At 60.5% G+C, this 17,541-nt stretch carries 15 protein-coding genes; 12 read left to right on the top strand and 3 right to left on the bottom strand.

Annotation, left to right across the window (positions count from 1 at the left end; genetic code table 11):
- Positions 1 to 91 precede the first annotated feature (91 nt).
- The 7 genes from HX803_RS21945 (at position 92) to HX803_RS21915 (ending at position 9,323) form a co-directional block, all read left to right on the top strand.
- Positions 92 to 1,714, top strand: coding sequence for an MFS transporter (locus HX803_RS21945; protein ID WP_176997557.1), 1,623 nt, complete (start codon positions 92 to 94; stop codon positions 1,712 to 1,714).
- A 263-nt stretch (positions 1,715 to 1,977) separates the two neighbouring features.
- Positions 1,978 to 3,927: a DNA topoisomerase III gene (locus tag HX803_RS21940; RefSeq protein ID WP_178923448.1), complete on the top strand. Its 1,950-nt coding sequence runs from the start codon at positions 1,978 to 1,980 to the stop codon at positions 3,925 to 3,927.
- A gap of 131 nt (positions 3,928 to 4,058) precedes the next feature.
- Positions 4,059 to 4,499: a CBS domain-containing protein gene (locus HX803_RS21935; RefSeq protein WP_078047822.1), complete on the top strand. Its 441-nt coding sequence runs from the start codon at positions 4,059 to 4,061 to the stop codon at positions 4,497 to 4,499.
- Positions 4,500 to 4,916: 417 nt separating this feature from the next.
- The gene (locus HX803_RS21930) at positions 4,917 to 7,142 is read left to right on the top strand and encodes a cytochrome P450 (RefSeq protein WP_178923447.1); all 2,226 of its coding nucleotides are present in this window, start codon (positions 4,917 to 4,919) and stop codon (positions 7,140 to 7,142) included.
- A complete protein-coding gene (locus tag HX803_RS21925; RefSeq protein WP_178923446.1) occupies positions 7,139 to 7,933 on the top strand; it encodes a trans-aconitate 2-methyltransferase in 795 nt (264 codons plus the stop codon). The genes HX803_RS21930 and HX803_RS21925 overlap by 4 nt, the downstream gene beginning before the upstream one ends.
- A 39-nt stretch (positions 7,934 to 7,972) precedes the next feature.
- The gene (gene idi, locus HX803_RS21920) at positions 7,973 to 8,515 is read left to right on the top strand and encodes an isopentenyl-diphosphate Delta-isomerase (protein WP_178923445.1); all 543 of its coding nucleotides are present in this window, start codon (positions 7,973 to 7,975) and stop codon (positions 8,513 to 8,515) included.
- Between the two features lie 478 nt (positions 8,516 to 8,993).
- Positions 8,994 to 9,323, top strand: coding sequence for a hypothetical protein (locus tag HX803_RS21915; protein ID WP_176997554.1), 330 nt, complete (start codon positions 8,994 to 8,996; stop codon positions 9,321 to 9,323).
- 177 nt (positions 9,324 to 9,500) lie between these two features.
- Here HX803_RS21915 and HX803_RS21910 read toward each other — a convergent pair whose 3' ends face one another.
- Positions 9,501 to 10,409: a LysR family transcriptional regulator gene (locus tag HX803_RS21910; protein ID WP_178923443.1), complete on the bottom strand. Its 909-nt coding sequence runs from the start codon at positions 10,407 to 10,409 to the stop codon at positions 9,501 to 9,503.
- 133 nt (positions 10,410 to 10,542) lie between these two features.
- Between HX803_RS21910 and HX803_RS21905 the strand changes: the two genes are divergently transcribed.
- From HX803_RS21905 to HX803_RS21895, 3 genes are read left to right on the top strand one after another with little or no spacing between them, the layout of a single operon-like run.
- Positions 10,543 to 11,241 carry a CoA transferase subunit A gene (locus tag HX803_RS21905; RefSeq protein WP_010211319.1) on the top strand — a complete coding sequence of 233 codons (699 nt, stop codon included), beginning with the start codon at positions 10,543 to 10,545 and terminating at the stop codon, positions 11,239 to 11,241.
- Between the two features lie 35 nt (positions 11,242 to 11,276).
- Positions 11,277 to 11,936 carry a CoA transferase subunit B gene (locus tag HX803_RS21900; protein ID WP_003211625.1) on the top strand — a complete coding sequence of 220 codons (660 nt, stop codon included), beginning with the start codon at positions 11,277 to 11,279 and terminating at the stop codon, positions 11,934 to 11,936.
- An 11-nt stretch (positions 11,937 to 11,947) separates the two neighbouring features.
- Complete coding sequence (locus tag HX803_RS21895) at positions 11,948 to 13,129, top strand: acetyl-CoA C-acetyltransferase (protein ID WP_178923441.1); 1,182 nt, start codon at positions 11,948 to 11,950, stop codon at positions 13,127 to 13,129.
- A 181-nt stretch (positions 13,130 to 13,310) separates the two neighbouring features.
- Here HX803_RS21895 and HX803_RS21890 read toward each other — a convergent pair whose 3' ends face one another.
- On the bottom strand, positions 13,311 to 13,733 hold the full coding sequence (locus HX803_RS21890; RefSeq protein WP_178923439.1) for a PaaI family thioesterase: 423 nt from the start codon (positions 13,731 to 13,733) through the stop codon (positions 13,311 to 13,313).
- Positions 13,734 to 13,890: 157 nt separating this feature from the next.
- Between HX803_RS21890 and HX803_RS21885 the strand changes: the two genes are divergently transcribed.
- Complete coding sequence (locus tag HX803_RS21885; RefSeq protein ID WP_178923437.1) at positions 13,891 to 14,676, top strand: DUF4349 domain-containing protein; 786 nt, start codon at positions 13,891 to 13,893, stop codon at positions 14,674 to 14,676.
- Here HX803_RS21885 and HX803_RS21880 read toward each other — a convergent pair whose 3' ends face one another.
- The gene (locus tag HX803_RS21880) at positions 14,677 to 15,762 is read right to left on the bottom strand and encodes a DUF1615 domain-containing protein (RefSeq protein ID WP_178923435.1); all 1,086 of its coding nucleotides are present in this window, start codon (positions 15,760 to 15,762) and stop codon (positions 14,677 to 14,679) included.
- A 326-nt stretch (positions 15,763 to 16,088) separates the two neighbouring features.
- On the opposite strand from HX803_RS21880, the gene HX803_RS21875 reads away from it, so the two are divergent.
- Positions 16,089 to 17,541 (top strand): DUF6531 domain-containing protein (locus tag HX803_RS21875; protein WP_256732904.1); only part of this gene is annotated, 1,453 nt, incomplete at its 3' end.

The raw sequence follows: 17,541 nt of genomic DNA, 5'->3' as shown, positions 1-17,541 counted from the left end.
CGGCAAGCCGGGCTCCTGCATAAGGACGACCGGCGCTGAAGTTGGCGCCGACAGTGGAACAACAATAAATAATCACTGTGAGGGCTACCCGATGTCAGAACATGCTCAACCCCTGGGCTCGGCGGTTACCGCCAGCGCCGGCAACGACTCCAAAAAGGTCATCTTCGCCTCGTCCCTGGGGACGGTGTTCGAGTGGTATGACTTTTTCCTCTATGGCGCCCTCGCGGCGGTGATCAGCAAGCAGTTCTTTGCCGGGGTCAACGACACCACGGCGTTCATCTTTGCCCTCATGGCGTTTGCCGCAGGCTTCGTGGTGCGCCCCTTTGGCGCGCTGGTGTTCGGCCGCCTGGGGGATATGATCGGGCGCAAGTACACCTTCCTGGTGACCATCATCCTGATGGGCGTGGCAACCTTCTGCGTCGGCCTGTTGCCCACCTACGCCAGCATTGGCATTGCGGCGCCGATCATCCTGATCGTGCTGCGCATGCTGCAAGGCCTGGCGTTGGGCGGTGAATACGGCGGTGCAGCGACCTACGTGGCCGAGCACGCACCGGCCGGCAAACGCGGTTTCCACACCAGCTGGATTCAATCCACCGCTACCCTCGGCCTGCTGCTGTCGCTGCTGGTGGTGCTGGCCTGCCGTTACTTCACCGGTGACCAGTTCGAGGTGTGGGGCTGGCGGATTCCGTTCCTGTTCTCCATCGTGCTGCTGGGCATTTCCACCTGGATCCGCATGAGCCTGCATGAGTCGCCGGCCTTCCTGAAAATGAAAGAGGAAGGCAAGGCGAGTAAATCGCCAATCCGCGATTCCTTCGGCAAATGGGAAAACCTCAAGATCGTGCTGATTGCGCTGTTCAGCATCAACGGCGGGCAAGCGGTGACCTTCTACGCAGCGCAATTTTATGTGCTGTTCTTCCTCACGCAATTCCTGAAGATGGACCCAGCCCTGGCGAACATGCTGTTGATCATCAGCGTGGTGATCGGCGCGCCGTTCTTTATTTTCTTCGGCTGGCTGTCGGACAAGATCGGGCGCAAACCGGTGCTGATGCTCGGCCTGCTGCTGGCAACCGCGCTGTACTTCCCGATCTTCAAGGGCCTGGCGCACTACACCAACCCCGCCATGGACCAGGCCAGCCACCAGGCGCCGATCACCGTGACGGCCGACCCGGCCACCTGCACCTTCCAGTTCGATCCGGTGGGCAAGGCGAAATTTGACAGCCCGTGCGACAAGGTCAAGACGTTTCTGGTCAAGCAGGGCCTGCCCTACAGCAGCGCCGCCGCACCCGCCGGCAGCCCGGTACAGGTGAGCGTGGGCGAAGTGCGTATCGACGGCTTCGACGAGGCCGCCCTGCGCGGCGCGGTGACCCTGGCCGGCTACCCGACTTCGGCGGATGTGGCCCAGGTCAACAAGACCATGGTGGTGGTGCTGATCGTGGCGCTCATCCTGATCGCGGCCATGTGCTACGGCCCGCTGGCGGCGTTGATGGTGGAGCTGTTCCCGACGCGTATCCGCTACACCTCGATGTCGCTGCCCTACCACATCGGTAACGGCTGGTTTGGCGGGTTCCTGCCCACCGTGTCGTTTGCCCTGGTGGTGTACACCGGCGATATCTTCTACGGTTTGTGGTACCCGGTGGCCGTGACCGGGGTGAGCCTGATCGTGGGGCTGTTCTGCCTCAAGGAAACGCGCAACGTGGATATCGACAACAACTGATCTTCCACCTACTGGAGATCTCCTGTGGGAGCGGGCTTGCTGTGACGAGGGAGCTTGCTCCCGTTGACTGCGCAGCAGTCCCGTTTTTTGGGGGGCGCTTCGCACCCCAGCGCAAGCAAGCTTGCTCGCCACAGCAAGCCCGCACACATTCGGTTTTGCGATGGACACACAAATTGCTGTATATCCATCCAGATAATGGTTGATCAAATCCCTTCTTTTGCCCATCCTGCTCCCCATTCAACTGTGTAACGAATGGGCTGACCATGCGGCTGTACCTCTGTGAAAAACCCTCCCAGGCCAAGGACATTGCGGCCGCGCTCGGCGCCAGCCGCCGTGGCGACGGGTGCTGGCTAGGCACCGGGGTTACCGTCACCTGGTGCATCGGCCACCTGCTGGAAACCGCCCCGCCCGATGCCTACGACGAGAAGTACAAACGCTGGGTGCTGGCGGACCTGCCGATCATCCCGGAAAAATGGAAGATGCGGGTCAAGCCCAAGACCGCCAGCCAATTCAAGGCGGTCAAGCGCCTGTTGGGGGAAGCCCAGGAACTGGTGATCGCTACCGACGCCGACCGCGAAGGCGAGATGATTGCCCGTGAGCTGGTGGAGCACTGCCGTTATCGCGGGCCTATCCAGCGCCTGTGGCTGTCGGCACTGGATGACGCTTCCATCCGCAAGGCCCTCGCCGCACTCAAACCGGGGGCAGAAACCTTTAGCCTGTATCACTCGGCTCTTGGCCGTTCCCGCGCCGACTGGCTGATCGGCATGAACATGAGCCGGCTGTTCACCTTGCTCGGGCGCCAGTCCGGGTATCAAGGCGTGCTGCCCGTGGGCCGCGTGCAAACGCCGACCTTGCGCCTGGTAGTGGACCGCGACCGTAGCATTGCCGACTTCGTGCCGGTGGCCTACTGGGCCATCGATGTCGACCTGCAACATGAACGCATGACCTTCACCGCCCAGTGGCGCGCCGCCGAGGATGCCTGTGATGACCAGGGCCGCTGCCTCAACCCGCAACTGGCACGGGAAGCCGCAGACGCGATGAGCAACGCCGCCCGTGCACGCCTGGTAAAACTGCGCACCGAGCGCATGCGCGAAGTGGCTCCCCTGCCCTTCGACCTGGGCACCCTGCAGGAAATCTGCTCCAAGAAGCTGGGCCTCGGCGCCCAGGAAACGTTGGATATCGCCCAGTCGCTCTACGAAACCCACAAGGCCATCACTTACCCGCGAAGCGATTGCGGCTACCTGCCGGTGAGCCAGCACAGCGAAGCGCCGAAGATCCTCGCAGCACTCGGGCGCGCAGACGCGGCCGTGAATGAGCTGATGCCGCATATCGATGCCCAGCGCCGTTCACGGGCCTGGAACGACGCCAAGGTCAGCGCGCACCACGGCATCATTCCCACTGGCGCCGGCAAGGATGCCAGCCAACTCACCGGCAAATATCGGGCGGTGTACACGCTGATTCGTGCGCGCTACCTGGCGCAGTTCCTGCCCAACCATGAATACGATCGCACCCAGGCGGATTTCGACTGCGCCGGCTTTGCGTTGCGCGCGGTGGGCAAGGTGGTGATCGAGCCGGGCTGGAAACGCGCATTGCCTGAAGCGCTGGCCCCGGCCAAGGGGCGTGAAGCGCCGGCGCCTCAAGCGTTGCCGACATTGGTGCAGGGCCAGCACTACGCGGTGGCAAAGGTCAACCTGAAAGACCTGTGGACCCAGCCGCCCAAGCCCTTTACCGAAGGGGACCTGATCAAGGCGATGAAGAACGTCGCCAAGCTGGTGGAAGACCCGCTGCTCAAGCAAAAACTCAAGGACACCACCGGCATCGGCACCGAGGCCACCCGCGCCGGAATTATCCAGGGGCTGTTGGATCGTGGTTACCTGGTGAAAAACGGCAAGGCCCTGTCGGCCACAGCGGCGGCGTTCAGCTTGATCGACGCAGTGCCCCGCGCCATCGCCGACCCGGGCACCACGGCCATCTGGGAGCAGGCACTGGACATGGTGCAAAGCGGTGAAATGAGCCTGGAGGAATTCGTTGCCAAACAGGCGGCCTGGATGAGCAAGCAGGTGGCGCGCTGCAACGGAATGCGCATGACCATCACCGCACCGGCCAGCCCCGCAGGCCGTAGTGCCACCCCCTGGAAAAAGAAACGCAAGAGTGCCCCACGCAAGGCAGCGACGGGCCCGAAACGGGCGAAAAAGCCGAAAAATGCAGGGTAAAGCGCAAAAAAATCCGGGGAATGACGTTTTTCGACGGGTTTGACGCCGCTTTGGACCTTGCGACGGCGTGGGCCGTCTAGGATTCTGTAGGGGGACCCTGACCCACTAACAACAACATCGGAGTGGCCGCCATGAAAACCGTCGCACAAGTGCTCAAAGCCAAGGACCAGAAAAACCAGGACGTCCACACCATCAAGCACGACCATACCGTGTTTGAAGCGCTGGTGCGGATGTCGGAGAAAAACGTCGGGGCCTTGCCGGTGGTCCAGGACGGTGTAGTGGTAGGCATCATCAGTGAGCGTGACTACGCGCGCAAAATCATGCTCAAGGGGCTGTCATCGGTCACCACCAAGGTCCATGAGGTGATGAGCTCTCCGGTGATCACCGTCGACACCCATAAAAAGGTCGATGAGTGCATGAACATCATGACCGACAGTCACCTGCGCCACCTGCCCGTGGTCGAAGACGGCAAACTGCTGGGCCTGCTGTCCATCGGTGACCTGGTGAAGGAAGCCATTGCCGACCAGGCTGACCTGATCAAACAGTTGGAGCAGTACATCCGCGGGGAGTAGAGACCCCGAAGGCGTGTGCCGCAACGAGGCGGCACACGCGGTATACATACCAAACGCTCCGGGGTTGGGTTTTATGCCCGCGCCATGGGAGCCGTTTCCTGTGCTGACCACAGTTAACTCCTACATCTTGAGCATTTCGTCCTCCAGTAAAGTCTGCCGGTCTGAATAGCCGGGTTGGCCGAACAATGGAGTTTTTTGCGTATACGACACAGGGACGCTCTATGGCTGATACTCCAGGCCATGGCTCAATCTCGAACGCCTTACACCTCCCCGCCAGCGAACGATCCCTCCAAACGCGCACTGACCGCCCCAATTGCTCAGAAACACCCTCCAAGCCTTCCATTTTGCAGAAAACGGAACCGCTCGGGTGTTGCCGCCAAACGATCCTTATAAAAACTTGATTCAAGGTAGAGCGCCATGCCAACGGTACACCTCGAAGGCGGCCCCCGTGTCCGCCACGGCCGTCATTTACCACCGACATCACTGATCATTCCAGAGATTCGACTTCCTTTTGCCGGTCCGCCGCCCCGTTCCGACAACGATCAGTTGAAGGCGCATGCCCTCGCTTGGGCACAGCAACATGGCTTGATCGGTCGACGCGGTGCGCATCGGTTAAACACCACGCCGCTGCTCGAGCTGGGGATGGCGTTGTGCGGACAAGCCCCCACACACCGAGCCGAGACGCTGGTGTGCTGGTATCTGTGGGCGCTTACGCTGGATGATCGGATTGATGACGGGCCATGGGCGGAAAACGGTGCATTGGAGCGATTCGTCACCGCCGTGCAGGCAGTGACCGAGAACGATGGCACGCATCCCTCCAGTGAAATGAGCCGTTTTGATGACCCGATGCTGACTGTCCTGGCCAACGATCTGTGGCCACGCACCAGACACTGGGGTAACGACGGTTGGCGGCAACGGCTTGTACGGCACCTGATCCGACACCTGCGCGCCCAGGTGACGCTGGTGCGAATGCGTGAAACCGACGCGGTGCTCACGCTGGCCGAATATCTGCCATTGCGCCGGGATTCGTTCGGCGCACTGTTCTTTTTTGATCTGATAGATGCCGCCGAAGCACTCGACCCCTACCAGCCTCCAGCAGACATCGAATGGTGGGACACACTGCGCGGACACAGTGCCGATATCATTGCCTGGACGAACGATATCCATTCGATTGCCAAAGATGTGGTGTGTGGTGAGCACTTCAACCTGGTATCGATACTGGCGGACAGCGCAGGCATGGAATGGCCAGCCGCGATCGACTCTGCACATCAGATGGTGGTCAACGCGGTCACGGCGTTCACGGCTGTCGCCACTCGCCCAGCCCATCACCTGCCATCCGCTGCAACCGAGCCGGGCCGACTGCGACAGGTTGTCCGGGCAGCGGGTGACTGGCACCAGACCGTTTCTCGCTACCACCTGCACACCACCGGCGCTACAACTCAGGCCAACCGGACAGTGGACCTGACACTTACGCCACCCACGCTGAAATCCAGGCAGTTCGAAATCGACCCCTATCCCTTGTATGAACGTTTACGTACCACTCTGCCGATCACCTACGACGAGCCCACGGACGTATGGCTGGTCAGCCGGTATGTGGATGTCAAAGCTGCATTGACTCATCCGCAAGCCAGCAACAATAACTACGCCTGGCAGATTGGGCCGCTGCTGGGACACACTCTCGTGGCGATGGACGGCTGTGAACACGCTCAGCACCGTGCACTGCTCAGCCCATCGTTTCGCAGCCAAGCCCTTGCCGCGCTTGAAGCATCCATCATTTCGGTCACCACTGACCTGCTGGCACGCATGCATGGCCGGGCCCAGGTGGACCTTATCGCCGACTTCACTGCAGCACTGCCCGTGCGGGTGATGGCTCACGCACTGGGCCTGCCGGCTGACACCTGCGAAGAGGTAGAGCGGCTGAAGCGCTGGTGCGCGATCGGCTTCGCTTACATGGGCAATTATCGACAGGACCCGGCCCTGCTGACCGGGGGGTTGTCCAATCGAGACAATTTCTACGATTTCATCCAGCCACACATCGACGCCCGCCGCGCTAAACCTGCAGATGATTTGATTTCACAGCTCCTGGCGGCAGAGATTGACGGCCAACCATTGCCTGAAACCTTCGTCCGGGCTTACTGCGCAATTCTGATGACTGCAGGTAGCGAGACCAGTCACGGCGCCCTCGCAAATCTCATTGTCAACCTGCTGAGCGAACCCGGCGTCAAAGACGCCGTGATGGCTGATCCCGACTTGATGGACACTGCGCTCACCGAAACCTTGCGACGCAACCCTCCTTTGCAACTCGTACTCCGCGAGGCCCGCGAGGCGCTGCAACTACCGTCGGGAACGATTCCTTCCGGTGCGACCCTGGCCTGCCTGATCGGCTCGGCCAACCGTGATCCGGCTCAATACACCGACCCGGACACCTTCAGCTTGTCGCGCAACGATCAGGCAACAAATCATTTCGCGTTCGGCGCAGGGCGTCACTTCTGCCTGGGATCCATGCTGGCGCGGATGGAAATCACGATCGGCGCTCGCATGCTGCTACAGACCTTTCCAGACGTGCGCTGGGCGCCAGGGTTCCAGCCCTCGGAACACGGCTTTCTGAACCGCTGCCCCGACCGACTGGAGGTCGTTCTATGACCACTGCTGCCCCCGGCTACACCGACAGCTATCTCGGCGACCAGCACGCCGGCCAATTGGCACGCTTGCGCACGCTTGAATGCGCCTTTGACCCACAGAGCCAAACGGTTTTCGACCAGCTCAACCTTCCGTGCAAGCCTGACATCCTCGATCTCGGCGCCGGTGCGGGGTCGTTCACTGGCTGGCTGGCCCAGCGATACCCTGACGCGACAGTCACGGCGACCGATATCGATACCCGATTCCTCGCCGATATACCCGGCATAAAGGTGCTCACCCACAATGCCGTTACCGATGACTTTCCTGTGGCCTCTTTTGATGTGGTACACGCCAGGGCGCTCCTGTGCCACCTCCCCCAACGGGAAGACATATTGACGCGCGCCGTCACCTGGCTTCGCCCTGGTGGCTGGTTGGTGGTCGAAGACGTGAGCCTACAGCCGAGCTTGAAAACCTCGCACCCATTGTTCCGAAAAGTCGCCCAAGCCGGCATCACACTTCTGACAAAATCCATAGGCTCCGACATGCTCTGGGCCGATACGCTCCCTGACCGATTGCGTGACAGGGGACTCTCCAACGTAGGGCATCGCCTCTTTGAAGGCCGAATCGGTGATAACAGCCCTGCCGATACATTCTGGGCCTCAACTACCCTACAGGCTGGGCCGGCGCTGCTGAAACTTGGGTTACTCACCCAGGATGACCTGGAGGCCATGACCCACCTGCGTGCCGATCCAACATTCACCGACACTGCATTGACATTTGTCAGCGCCTGGGGACAAGCCCCTGGACGTGGGTAGAACGGCGGAGCGCCGCGCATTACACCGAAGGAACTCAGAATGATCGATCATGTAGTGTTAGTTGACGCACAAGACGTGCAAGTCGGCGAGTGTGACAAACGTGCCGCACACCTGGGGGAGGGTCAGCTTCATCGCGCCTTTTCGGTCCATCTGATCGACAGCGCCGGACGTCATCTACTTCAACGTCGTGCTGCCGGTAAAATGCTTTGGCCAGGTTTCTGGTCGAATGCCTGCTGCAGCCATCCGGCACCCGGCGAGACGATTACGGATGCCGCCTCTCGTCGTCTGCGCGAAGAACTGGGCATTTCTGCCTCGTGCCGGTTTCTGTACAGTTTTGAATATCATGCTCGCTTTGGCTCGATCGGTGCGGAGCACGAGTTTTGTCATGTATTGGTTGCTCAGTCTGACGCGGCGGCCAACCCGGCGGCAGAGGAAATCAGTGAGATCAAATGGTGGACTCGCGCCGAAATCTCGGCCCGGCTTTCAGAATCCCCAGCGCAATTCACACCCTGGTTCCACATGGAGTGGCTTCACCTGCTGTCAGATTACCCTTCATTCGATACACCCACCGTCCAGGAATGATTGGGGCCAGCTCAACGACCCAGCACGCCAGAAAATGACGCCCAAGTCACGTTTTCACGCATTCTCCCGTCCCTACAGCCATTTATGTAGTGATCAAAAATAATCACTACATAACCGTTGACGTAACCCTTTTGTCCTTGCATTATCGAGACGTCTCCCGGATCGGGAGCGTTGGCAACAAGCGTTTTGAAAGAGCTCGTCTGACCGCCGAGCTGTTTTTTCCGGATGTGCACTGCCCACAAGGCAGATTGATGAAGCTGACCGGCCCGGAGGGCTCGGTACAAGGCGCTCAAATGCGGCTTGTCTTCGTTATGAAAGCATTGCGTAGCAGTTCATCAGCAAGACTACATGCATCAGGTTCAAGACCCTGCCCGTATTCGGCAGACCGTCGCTGACGCCCGGTTTTCGCAACCGGAGACAACTTACGAAGTTTTAACGAACCAACTGATAGATCGCCAACTGGTCAAGGGGCTTACACATGAATCTGAACAACCAACCAACTATCGATGAATTGGCTGAGATGTTCGCAGCGCAGAAAGACACACTCGACGACCATATCCTTTGGGTGGGTAAATCGGGCGAAGTCCAAATTGACTGCCTGGCGCCCCACACCGAAGAAGCCGAGTTTGACCGCAATAACCGTGAACTGGCGGCGCGCCTGAAGATGTACCGCCGTGGCCAGGGTTATGTCGGCAAGAAGGCCGCGGCCGATCGCAACTTTATCGAACATGTATTCGAGACACTTAACAACGCCTGGGCGTCTTTCAAGGACAGCTCGCAAGTTAAAGTGATCGACCGCTACTACTAACTATTAGTTAGCACACTAAGTCCGCCCGGTTAACCGAGCGGACTTTTTTATTACCCTAATTTTTTAATATCTCCACAAACCCTGTAGGAGCCGGCTTGTCGAATCGTCGCACCGCGGCGATTGCGGCCTTGGAAAGTGGCGATCTGTTCAAGCATGCCATCGCCGGCAAGCCGACTCCTACACAGGCCAGAGTGGGAATCGGCCTTTCGCAGCTTCATCACGGAAAATGTCGAACAACACCTGCGCCGCAGCCGACAGTTCATGCCCTGGCTTGGTCAACACACCAATCGGCCGTTCGATCACGGGGTCACTCAGGGTGATGCAATGAGCACCCGCCTCTTCCATCTGTTGCGCGCACAACGCCGGGACCGCGCTGACGCCCAGGCCACTGGCAACCATCTTGCCCACGGTCGCCAGTTGATGGCTTTCCAGCGCAACCGGCAGCTTCATTTGCAGGGCACCCAGGTGCTCCTCCAGCATCACCCGCACCGTGGAAGGCCGTTGCAGGGTGATGAATGGTTGCTCCAACAGGGTCTTCCAGTCGATGTCATCGCGCTGCGCAAGCGGTGAGTCGCCGGGTACGACCGCAATGAAGCGGTCCAGGTACAAGGGCGTGAACGCCAGCGATGAACCCTCCGAGGGCTCGAACGCCACACCCAGTTCGACCTGACGGTCGCGGACCATCTCCATGACCTGCTCGTTGATCAGGTCATGCACCGTCACGTTCACCTGCGGGTAACGTGCGCGGAATATCTTCAGGATCGGCGGCAGCAGGTTGCCGGCAAATGAGGGCATCGCTGCCACGGTCACCCGCCCGCGTTGCAAGGTGAAGCGCTGGCGCAGTTCGTCCTCGGCGTTGTCCCAATCGGCGATCAGCCGGCGTGCCAGGGGCAGCAGCGATTCGCCCTCAGGCGTGAGGGCCACATTGCGCGTGTTGCGGCTGAACAGGCGCCCGCCCAAGCCTTCTTCCAGGCCCTTGATGGTCAGGCTCAACGCCGATTGGGAAAGGTGCAGGCGCTCGCAGGCGGCGGCGAAACTCAGGGATTGGGCCACGGCGAGAAAGGCCCGCATCTGTTTAACGGTCATGAGGCTGCTCCGGGCGGTTGGACGACTATGCTGTTTTTTAAATCAATCATCCCTAAAAAACAACTTAACAAATCAATCCGCCGGCGCAACACTCGGATCACTGGCTGGACCACAAACAATAAAAGAGGTGCATATGGCAGGTTTCGATAAACGCGTAGCGTCCTATGAAGAAGCGCTGGCAGGCCTGGAAGACGGCATGACCGTCCTCTCCGGTGGTTTTGGCCTGTGCGGCATTCCAGAAAACCTCATCGCCGAGATCAAGCGCAAAGGCACCCGCGACCTGACTGTGGTTTCCAACAATTGCGGCGTCGACGGTTTTGGCCTGGGCGTGCTGCTCGAAGAAAAACAGATCAGCAAGGTGATCGCCTCCTACGTGGGTGAAAACGCCCTGTTCGAGAAGCAATTGCTCAGCGGCGAAATCGAAGTGGTGCTGACCCCACAGGGCACCCTGGCCGAAAAAATGCGTGCAGGCGGCGCCGGTATCCCGGCCTTCTTCACCGCCACCGGTGTCGGCACCCCTGTGGCCGAAGGCAAGGAAACCCGCGAGTTCAACGGCCGCCCGTACCTGATGGAGGAGTCCATCACCGGCGACTTCGCCATCGTCAAAGGCTGGAAAGCCGACCACTTCGGTAACGTGATCTACCGCCATACAGCCCAGAACTTCAACCCGCTGGCCGCCACCGCCGGCAAGATTACCGTGGTCGAAGTCGAGGAAATCGTCGAACCGGGCGAGCTGGACCCGGCGCAGATCCACACCCCTGGCATCTACGTCGACCGGATCATCTGCGGCACGTTCGAGAAGCGCATCGAACAGCGCACCGTGCGCAAATAATCCGCCCCCAGCCCGAATAATAAGAGGAAACACACATGGCGCTTACCCGCGAACAAATGGCTCAACGCGTCGCCCGCGAAATGCAGGACGGTTTCTACGTCAACCTGGGCATCGGCATTCCGACACTGGTGGCCAACTACATTCCCGAAGGCATGGAAGTGATGCTGCAATCGGAAAACGGCCTGCTGGGCATGGGACCGTTTCCTACCGAAGAAACCATCGATGCCGACATGATCAACGCCGGTAAACAGACGGTGACCGCACGCATCGGCGCGTCGATCTTCTCCTCCGCCGAATCCTTCGCGATGATCCGTGGCGGCCACGTCGACCTTACCGTGCTGGGCGCCTTCGAAGTGGACGTACAAGGCAACATCGCCTCGTGGATGATCCCTGGCAAGCTGGTCAAGGGCATGGGCGGCGCCATGGACCTGGTGGCCGGTGCAGAAAACATCATCGTGATCATGACCCACGCGTCCAAGGACGGTGAGTCCAAGCTGCTCAGCCAATGCAGCCTGCCGCTGACCGGTGCCAACTGCATCAAGCGCGTACTGACGGACCTGGCGTACCTGGAAATCGAAAATGGCGCTTTTGTCCTCAAGGAACGCGCACCTGGCGTCAGCGTTGAAGAGATTGTGAGCAAGACGGCCGGTAAACTGATCGTCCCGGACCACGTTCCAGAAATGCACTTCCAGTGAGGACAGATTCCATGCAAGACGTCGTGATTGTTGCTGCCACCCGCACCGCCGTGGGCAGCTTCCAGGGTTCGCTGGCGAACATCCCGGCACCGGAACTGGGCGCCGCCGTGATCCGTCGCCTGTTGGAACAGACCGGACTGGACCCGGCTCAGGTCGACGAAGTAATCCTCGGCCAGGTGCTTACCGCAGGCAGCGGCCAGAACCCGGCGCGCCAGGCCTCGATCCTCGCCGGCCTGCCCCACGCGGTGCCGAGCCTGACCTTGAACAAGGTCTGCGGTTCGGGCCTCAAGGCCTTGCACCTGGGCGCCCAGGCCATTCGCTGTGGCGATGCCGAGGTCATTATCGCAGGCGGCATGGAGAACATGAGCCTCGCCCCTTACGTACTGCCCGCCGCGCGCACCGGCTTGCGCATGGGCCACGCCAAGATGATCGACAGCATGATCACCGACGGCCTGTGGGATGCGTTCAACGACTACCACATGGGCATCACCGCCGAGAACCTGGTGGACAAGTACGGCATCAGCCGTGAAGCCCAGGATGCGTTCGCCGCAGCCTCCCAGCAAAAAGCCGCTGCCGCCATCGAAGCCGGGCGTTTTGTGGATGAAATCACACCCATCCTGATCCCGCAGCGCAAAGGCGATCCGGTGGCGTTTGCGGTGGATGAACAACCCCGCGCCGGCACCACCGCCGAATCCCTGGCCAAGCTGAAACCGGCGTTCAAGAAAGACGGCAGCGTCACCGCCGGCAACGCTTCCAGCCTCAACGACGGCGCCGCTGCGGTGCTGCTGATGAGCGCCGACAAGGCCAAGGCCCTCGGCCTGCCCGTGCTGGCGCGCATCGCCAGCTACGCCAACGCAGGCGTCGACCCGGCGATCATGGGCATCGGCCCGGTGTCGGCCACCCGCCGCTGCCTGGACAAGGCCGGTTGGAGCCTGGGCGACCTGGACCTGATCGAAGCCAACGAAGCCTTCGCCGCGCAATCCTTGGCGGTGGGCAAAGAGCTGGAATGGGACGCGAGCAAGGTCAACGTCAACGGCGGCGCCATTGCCATCGGCCACCCCATCGGCGCCTCAGGCTGCCGCGTGCTGGTGACCCTGCTGCATGAAATGATCAAGCGCGACGCCAAGAAAGGCCTGGCAACGCTGTGCATCGGTGGTGGCCAAGGCGTAGCCCTCGCCCTCGAACGCAGCTGATCCAAAGAGCAACACGGAAAAGGCCCGGTTCCACGAAAACCGGGCCCTTTCTTAATGCGCTCTATCTGAAAAACGCTGTTCAAATGTGGGAGCGGGCTTGCTCGCGAAAGCGGTGAGTCAGCCATGAATAGGGTGACTGACACACTGCATTCGCGAGCAAGCCCGCTCCCACATTTGATCTTTATTGCCTGTCGGATTGGGGCACGGCAAACACCGCATTCGCCCGCGCTACCACCTTCTCCCCCACCTGCAGGCTCACGGTGGCAAACGCCATCTGCCGCCCTCGCTTGTGATGCTCCAACCGCACCACAATCCACTCCCCCACTTGCACGGCCCCAAGGTAGTCCAGGGTCATGCTCGCCGTGATCAACGGCAGCGGCGGCTCACTGGAAAACGCCATCGCATAGCCCATGCCGACGTCCGCCAGGGTCGCCAGCACCCCGCCATGCACCGTACCGCGTCCATTGGCATGGCGGTTGTCCGCACGCAAGCCAATCTCCAGATGTAAACCTTCACCCCGGCAGTAAGCCGGGCCCAATAAATCGAGCAGTGGACTGCTGCGTGGCAACGAGACAAAACCTTCAGGCACGGTGTGAGCGATCATGGCAAGTTCTTCCTTGGAGTCAGGCTTGAGGTGTACGCCTGGCACCCTCCGTCGGCCATCACCATCAGCCGCGCAAATCCCCTCTGATGCTTTGCGTTAATCGGCCAGACCCGGTTTAATCGCCGTCAAATTTCCCCGCACCTCCCAAGGAGCCGCAATGCGCCATCTGGACGGCAAACCAACCTCTTATTTCCTGTGCTTGCTCGTGGCGCTGGCCATTGCAGGCTGCTCACCCAAGGACCCTTCCCGCGCCCGGGTGATCAACGGCGAACAGAGCCGGGCCGGCGCACAATTGGCCTATGAACATGAACTGACCCTCGCCCTGCCTGGCGCCCTGCTCGCCCCGCGCATGCAGGAAACTCGCGAGGCCTGTGAGACTGCGCGCTTCGGTGCCTGCAACATCCTGGGTATCACCGAAGACGGCAACGGCGGCGAGATCATCCTGCGCATCGCCCCCACCGGTGTGGAGCCTATGGTTACCCTGGCCGCCGAGGGCGGAAAACTCGGGCGGCGCATCACCACTGCCGAGGACCTGGCCGATGCCGTCGCTGATGTGCGTCGCCGCCAGGACCGCCTACTGGCCCAACAGCAACGCCTGGATGAGCTGGCCAAGCGCAAGGACATCACCGTCAGCGACCTGATTGCCCTGAGCAAAGAACAAGCGGCCATCGAAAACGAACTGCAGGAACTGGCCCAGGTCTCCGCCGGCCAGCAACGCCGCCTCGACACCAACCGCGTGACCCTGAACTTCCGCTCCTCCGACGGTGCGAACCAGCCGTCGCGGTTCAGCCGGATGTTCAGCAACCTCGGCGACAACCTGGTCAATGGTACGGCAGACGCTCTGGAGCGCTCCAGTTATGTGCTGCCGTTTGTGATCCTGGCGTTCCCGGTGGTGTGGCTTTGGGTGTGGTTGTGGCGCCGGTTTGTCAAACGCCGCACGTGATCAACGCTTCATGCAACGCTGATACCGTTCATCCACCCGCTTGGCAAACCACGCCGTGGTCAGGTTGCGGGTGATCTTGGGGCTCTTGAGCACGATGCCCGGCAGGATCGCCCGTGGCATCGGCTTGCCGGCAGCTTTGTCAGCCAGTGCAAACACACGCTTGTAGAGGGTGGTGTCTTCAAAATCCAGGCTCTCACCCTCCTCCAGCTGGCTGCGGATGCTGGGGTTGCGCATGTCTAGCTTCGCTCCCAGGGAACGCACTGCCAGCTCGGTGGTGCCGGGCAGCAATGAGCCATAGCGAATCAGATCACCATCCAACGCCAACTCGGTGCCCGTCACTCGGCTGACCGCAGCCTGGAACGCGGCATTACGGCTGGCGTACCAGCCGGCATTGAAATCGGCAAAACGGTACAGCGGCTGGTCGTAGTTGACCGGGTAGCCCAGCAAGTGCGCGATACCGAAATACATGCTGCCACGGCGGGTGAAGACCTCGCGTCGGATGGTGCCATCCACCGTGTAGGGATAACCCCGGGCCTGCTTCTGCGCAAAGTCGATGCTGACCTGCATGGGGCCTGCGGTGTGCACCGGGTTGAAGCCGCCAAACAGGGTGTTGCCCAACGGCACCATGCTGATGAAGTCATCGAAAATGCCGCTCAGGTCCTTCTCGGTGCGCGCGGCGCTCAGGCGGTCGGTGTAGGTTTTCCCGGTGGGCGAGCGCAGTTGCAGCGCGCTGCGGACGACAAACGCCGGTACGTGGACTTTCCCCGCACGCCGCAGGATTTCATCCTGGGCGATCTTGCCCATGTTCGGCACGGGCGGGTCGACCTGATAAGTGGACTCCTGCTCGGTCACCGCCAGCACGGCGCAGATATTCTCGGTGCTGGGGTAGATCTTCTGGGCATCGAAGGCGGTGTAGATGTCCTGGGCCCAGCCGTTGCGGTCGGCCACCGTCGCCGGCAGCAGGCGCACGATTTGCGCCTTCACCTCGGTTTCGCTGCGCTCCGGCTGCTGCGGGTTGCGTGTTGTGGAGCAACCGGCCAGCACCAGCAAAGCGGCAAGGCACAGGATCACGCGGCTTGAGAACATAAGGCTTCCTTGAAAGGCGACAGGCCGGGTATTGCAGATATCGACCGGTAAGTCTAACCGGCGTTCGCTGAACAGCTGGGCTTTCGAGTCTTTTCCAAAAATGACAGGTCCATCCCCCGCTCACGTAGCACGCAAACGGCTGAAGCGTCCCACGTGATGACGGGACAAGCTCTACAGATATCGCCCGAAAACCACTGCAAAGTCCTTCGCCTGAATACACAGTGCGAGGGATTGCAGATGGCGTTATTTATTCAGCCCCCATTTCATGGGGCATGCTCTTGATCGCCCTTACCAGCCAAACCATTGGCTTTCTGGTACTGGCGGCCATGGATTCGAAGACGCGTGACGTCGAATCCGTTATCAGCGACTTCAAGCGCTGCCTGAACTCCTACGACGCCTGGGCCGAAAATTTTTTCAGTTTTTCCGCCCTGGATATCGAACAGGTCTTCAAAGTCGGCGATGACGTGGCGCTCGTTGCGCCGATCAATCGCTCCATCCTGCCCAACAGCACCACTGCAACGTGCCAGGCGAACGGTACGCTGACCCTGGTGCATATGTTCCAAAGCTCACGGTTCGTGCCCATTGGCAATACGCCGGTGGTGTTGCAGCGCATCGACCCGAGCGGTGGCCCGCTGGGCGAACCGATCCATAAAACCATCGGGCCCAGCGGCATACTTGAAGTCACGGAGTGCGACCGTAACCAGCAATACCGGGTCAACTTCTACCCTAATGTTTCCGCCACACATTTCAAGGCGTTGTATGCCTCTTACCAGACGGTCATCGCCCCCCTGGAAGGCTGGCTGCGCAAGGAATGGCGCGACACCTTCGAACCGCTTTGGAAGGACTACTCCGAAGCCAACTTTCTCAAGCGCTACCTGTCGCTTTATCAAGCCTACACGCGCGGATTCAACGAGGCGCTGTACGCGCTCTGGGACAACCTGGAACAACTGCTCCAATGGCTGTCGGCTCCGCTGGCCCATGCCGAACAACTGCTGCATTACCTGTCCCAGGTTGAGTTTGAAAACCTGTTAAAGCTCGACACCGACGCCATCGCAAAGGGTTTGCTGGTGCTCAGCGATGAGCCGCTGCTGTTTATCTACCTGGCCGCAATGGTCAGTTGGATGCGGATGTTGCCACCTCCGTACATGAACGAACTGCTGGGTGAAATCAGCTTTGAAGTGCTGATCAACCTGTTGCTGGTGCTCGCGACGGCCGGAATGGGCATGGCAATTCGCTTGAGCTCGAAGGTGCTGGCGGGCGTCAAGTCGCAAGCTGCCCGCACTTGGCTGAACCACATGGCCAAGCAATTCGGCAAAGCCCGGGTGGATGACCATGTCGAGATGGGTAAGCCGATTTGGCTGGGTGGGCCTGCAACGCCGATCAAGACGATCCCCGATGTGCCATTGAAGGCCGGGGACAATCTGGTTCCAAACCCCGTCCCGGTGGTGCGCGAAAAGACACAGCGCACGGTGCTGGTCAGGCAGGAACAGGTCGATGACGTGCCGGTGTCCGGGAAAAACCAGAACGGCGATGCGGCGACCTGCTCGGCGACTACGTGCAAGAACGGCTGCCCGGTGTCGATGGTCACCGGCGAGGAATTGCTCACCCTCACCGATGGCACGCTCGATGGGATATTGCCGTTCGAGTGGACCCGGCTTTATCGCACCAGCGCCGTGGAAGTGGATTGCGGGTTGGGGTTTGGTTGGAGTCATGCGCTGGCGCACCGGCTGGAGGTTTCCGGTGATTCGGTGGTGTGGACCGATCATGAGAACCGCTCGA

The organism is Pseudomonas sp. P7548 (genome assembly GCF_013386585.1).
Classification (GTDB): Bacteria; Pseudomonadota; Gammaproteobacteria; order Pseudomonadales; family Pseudomonadaceae; genus Aquipseudomonas.
This window is presented reverse-complemented; position numbering and strand designations above follow the sequence as displayed.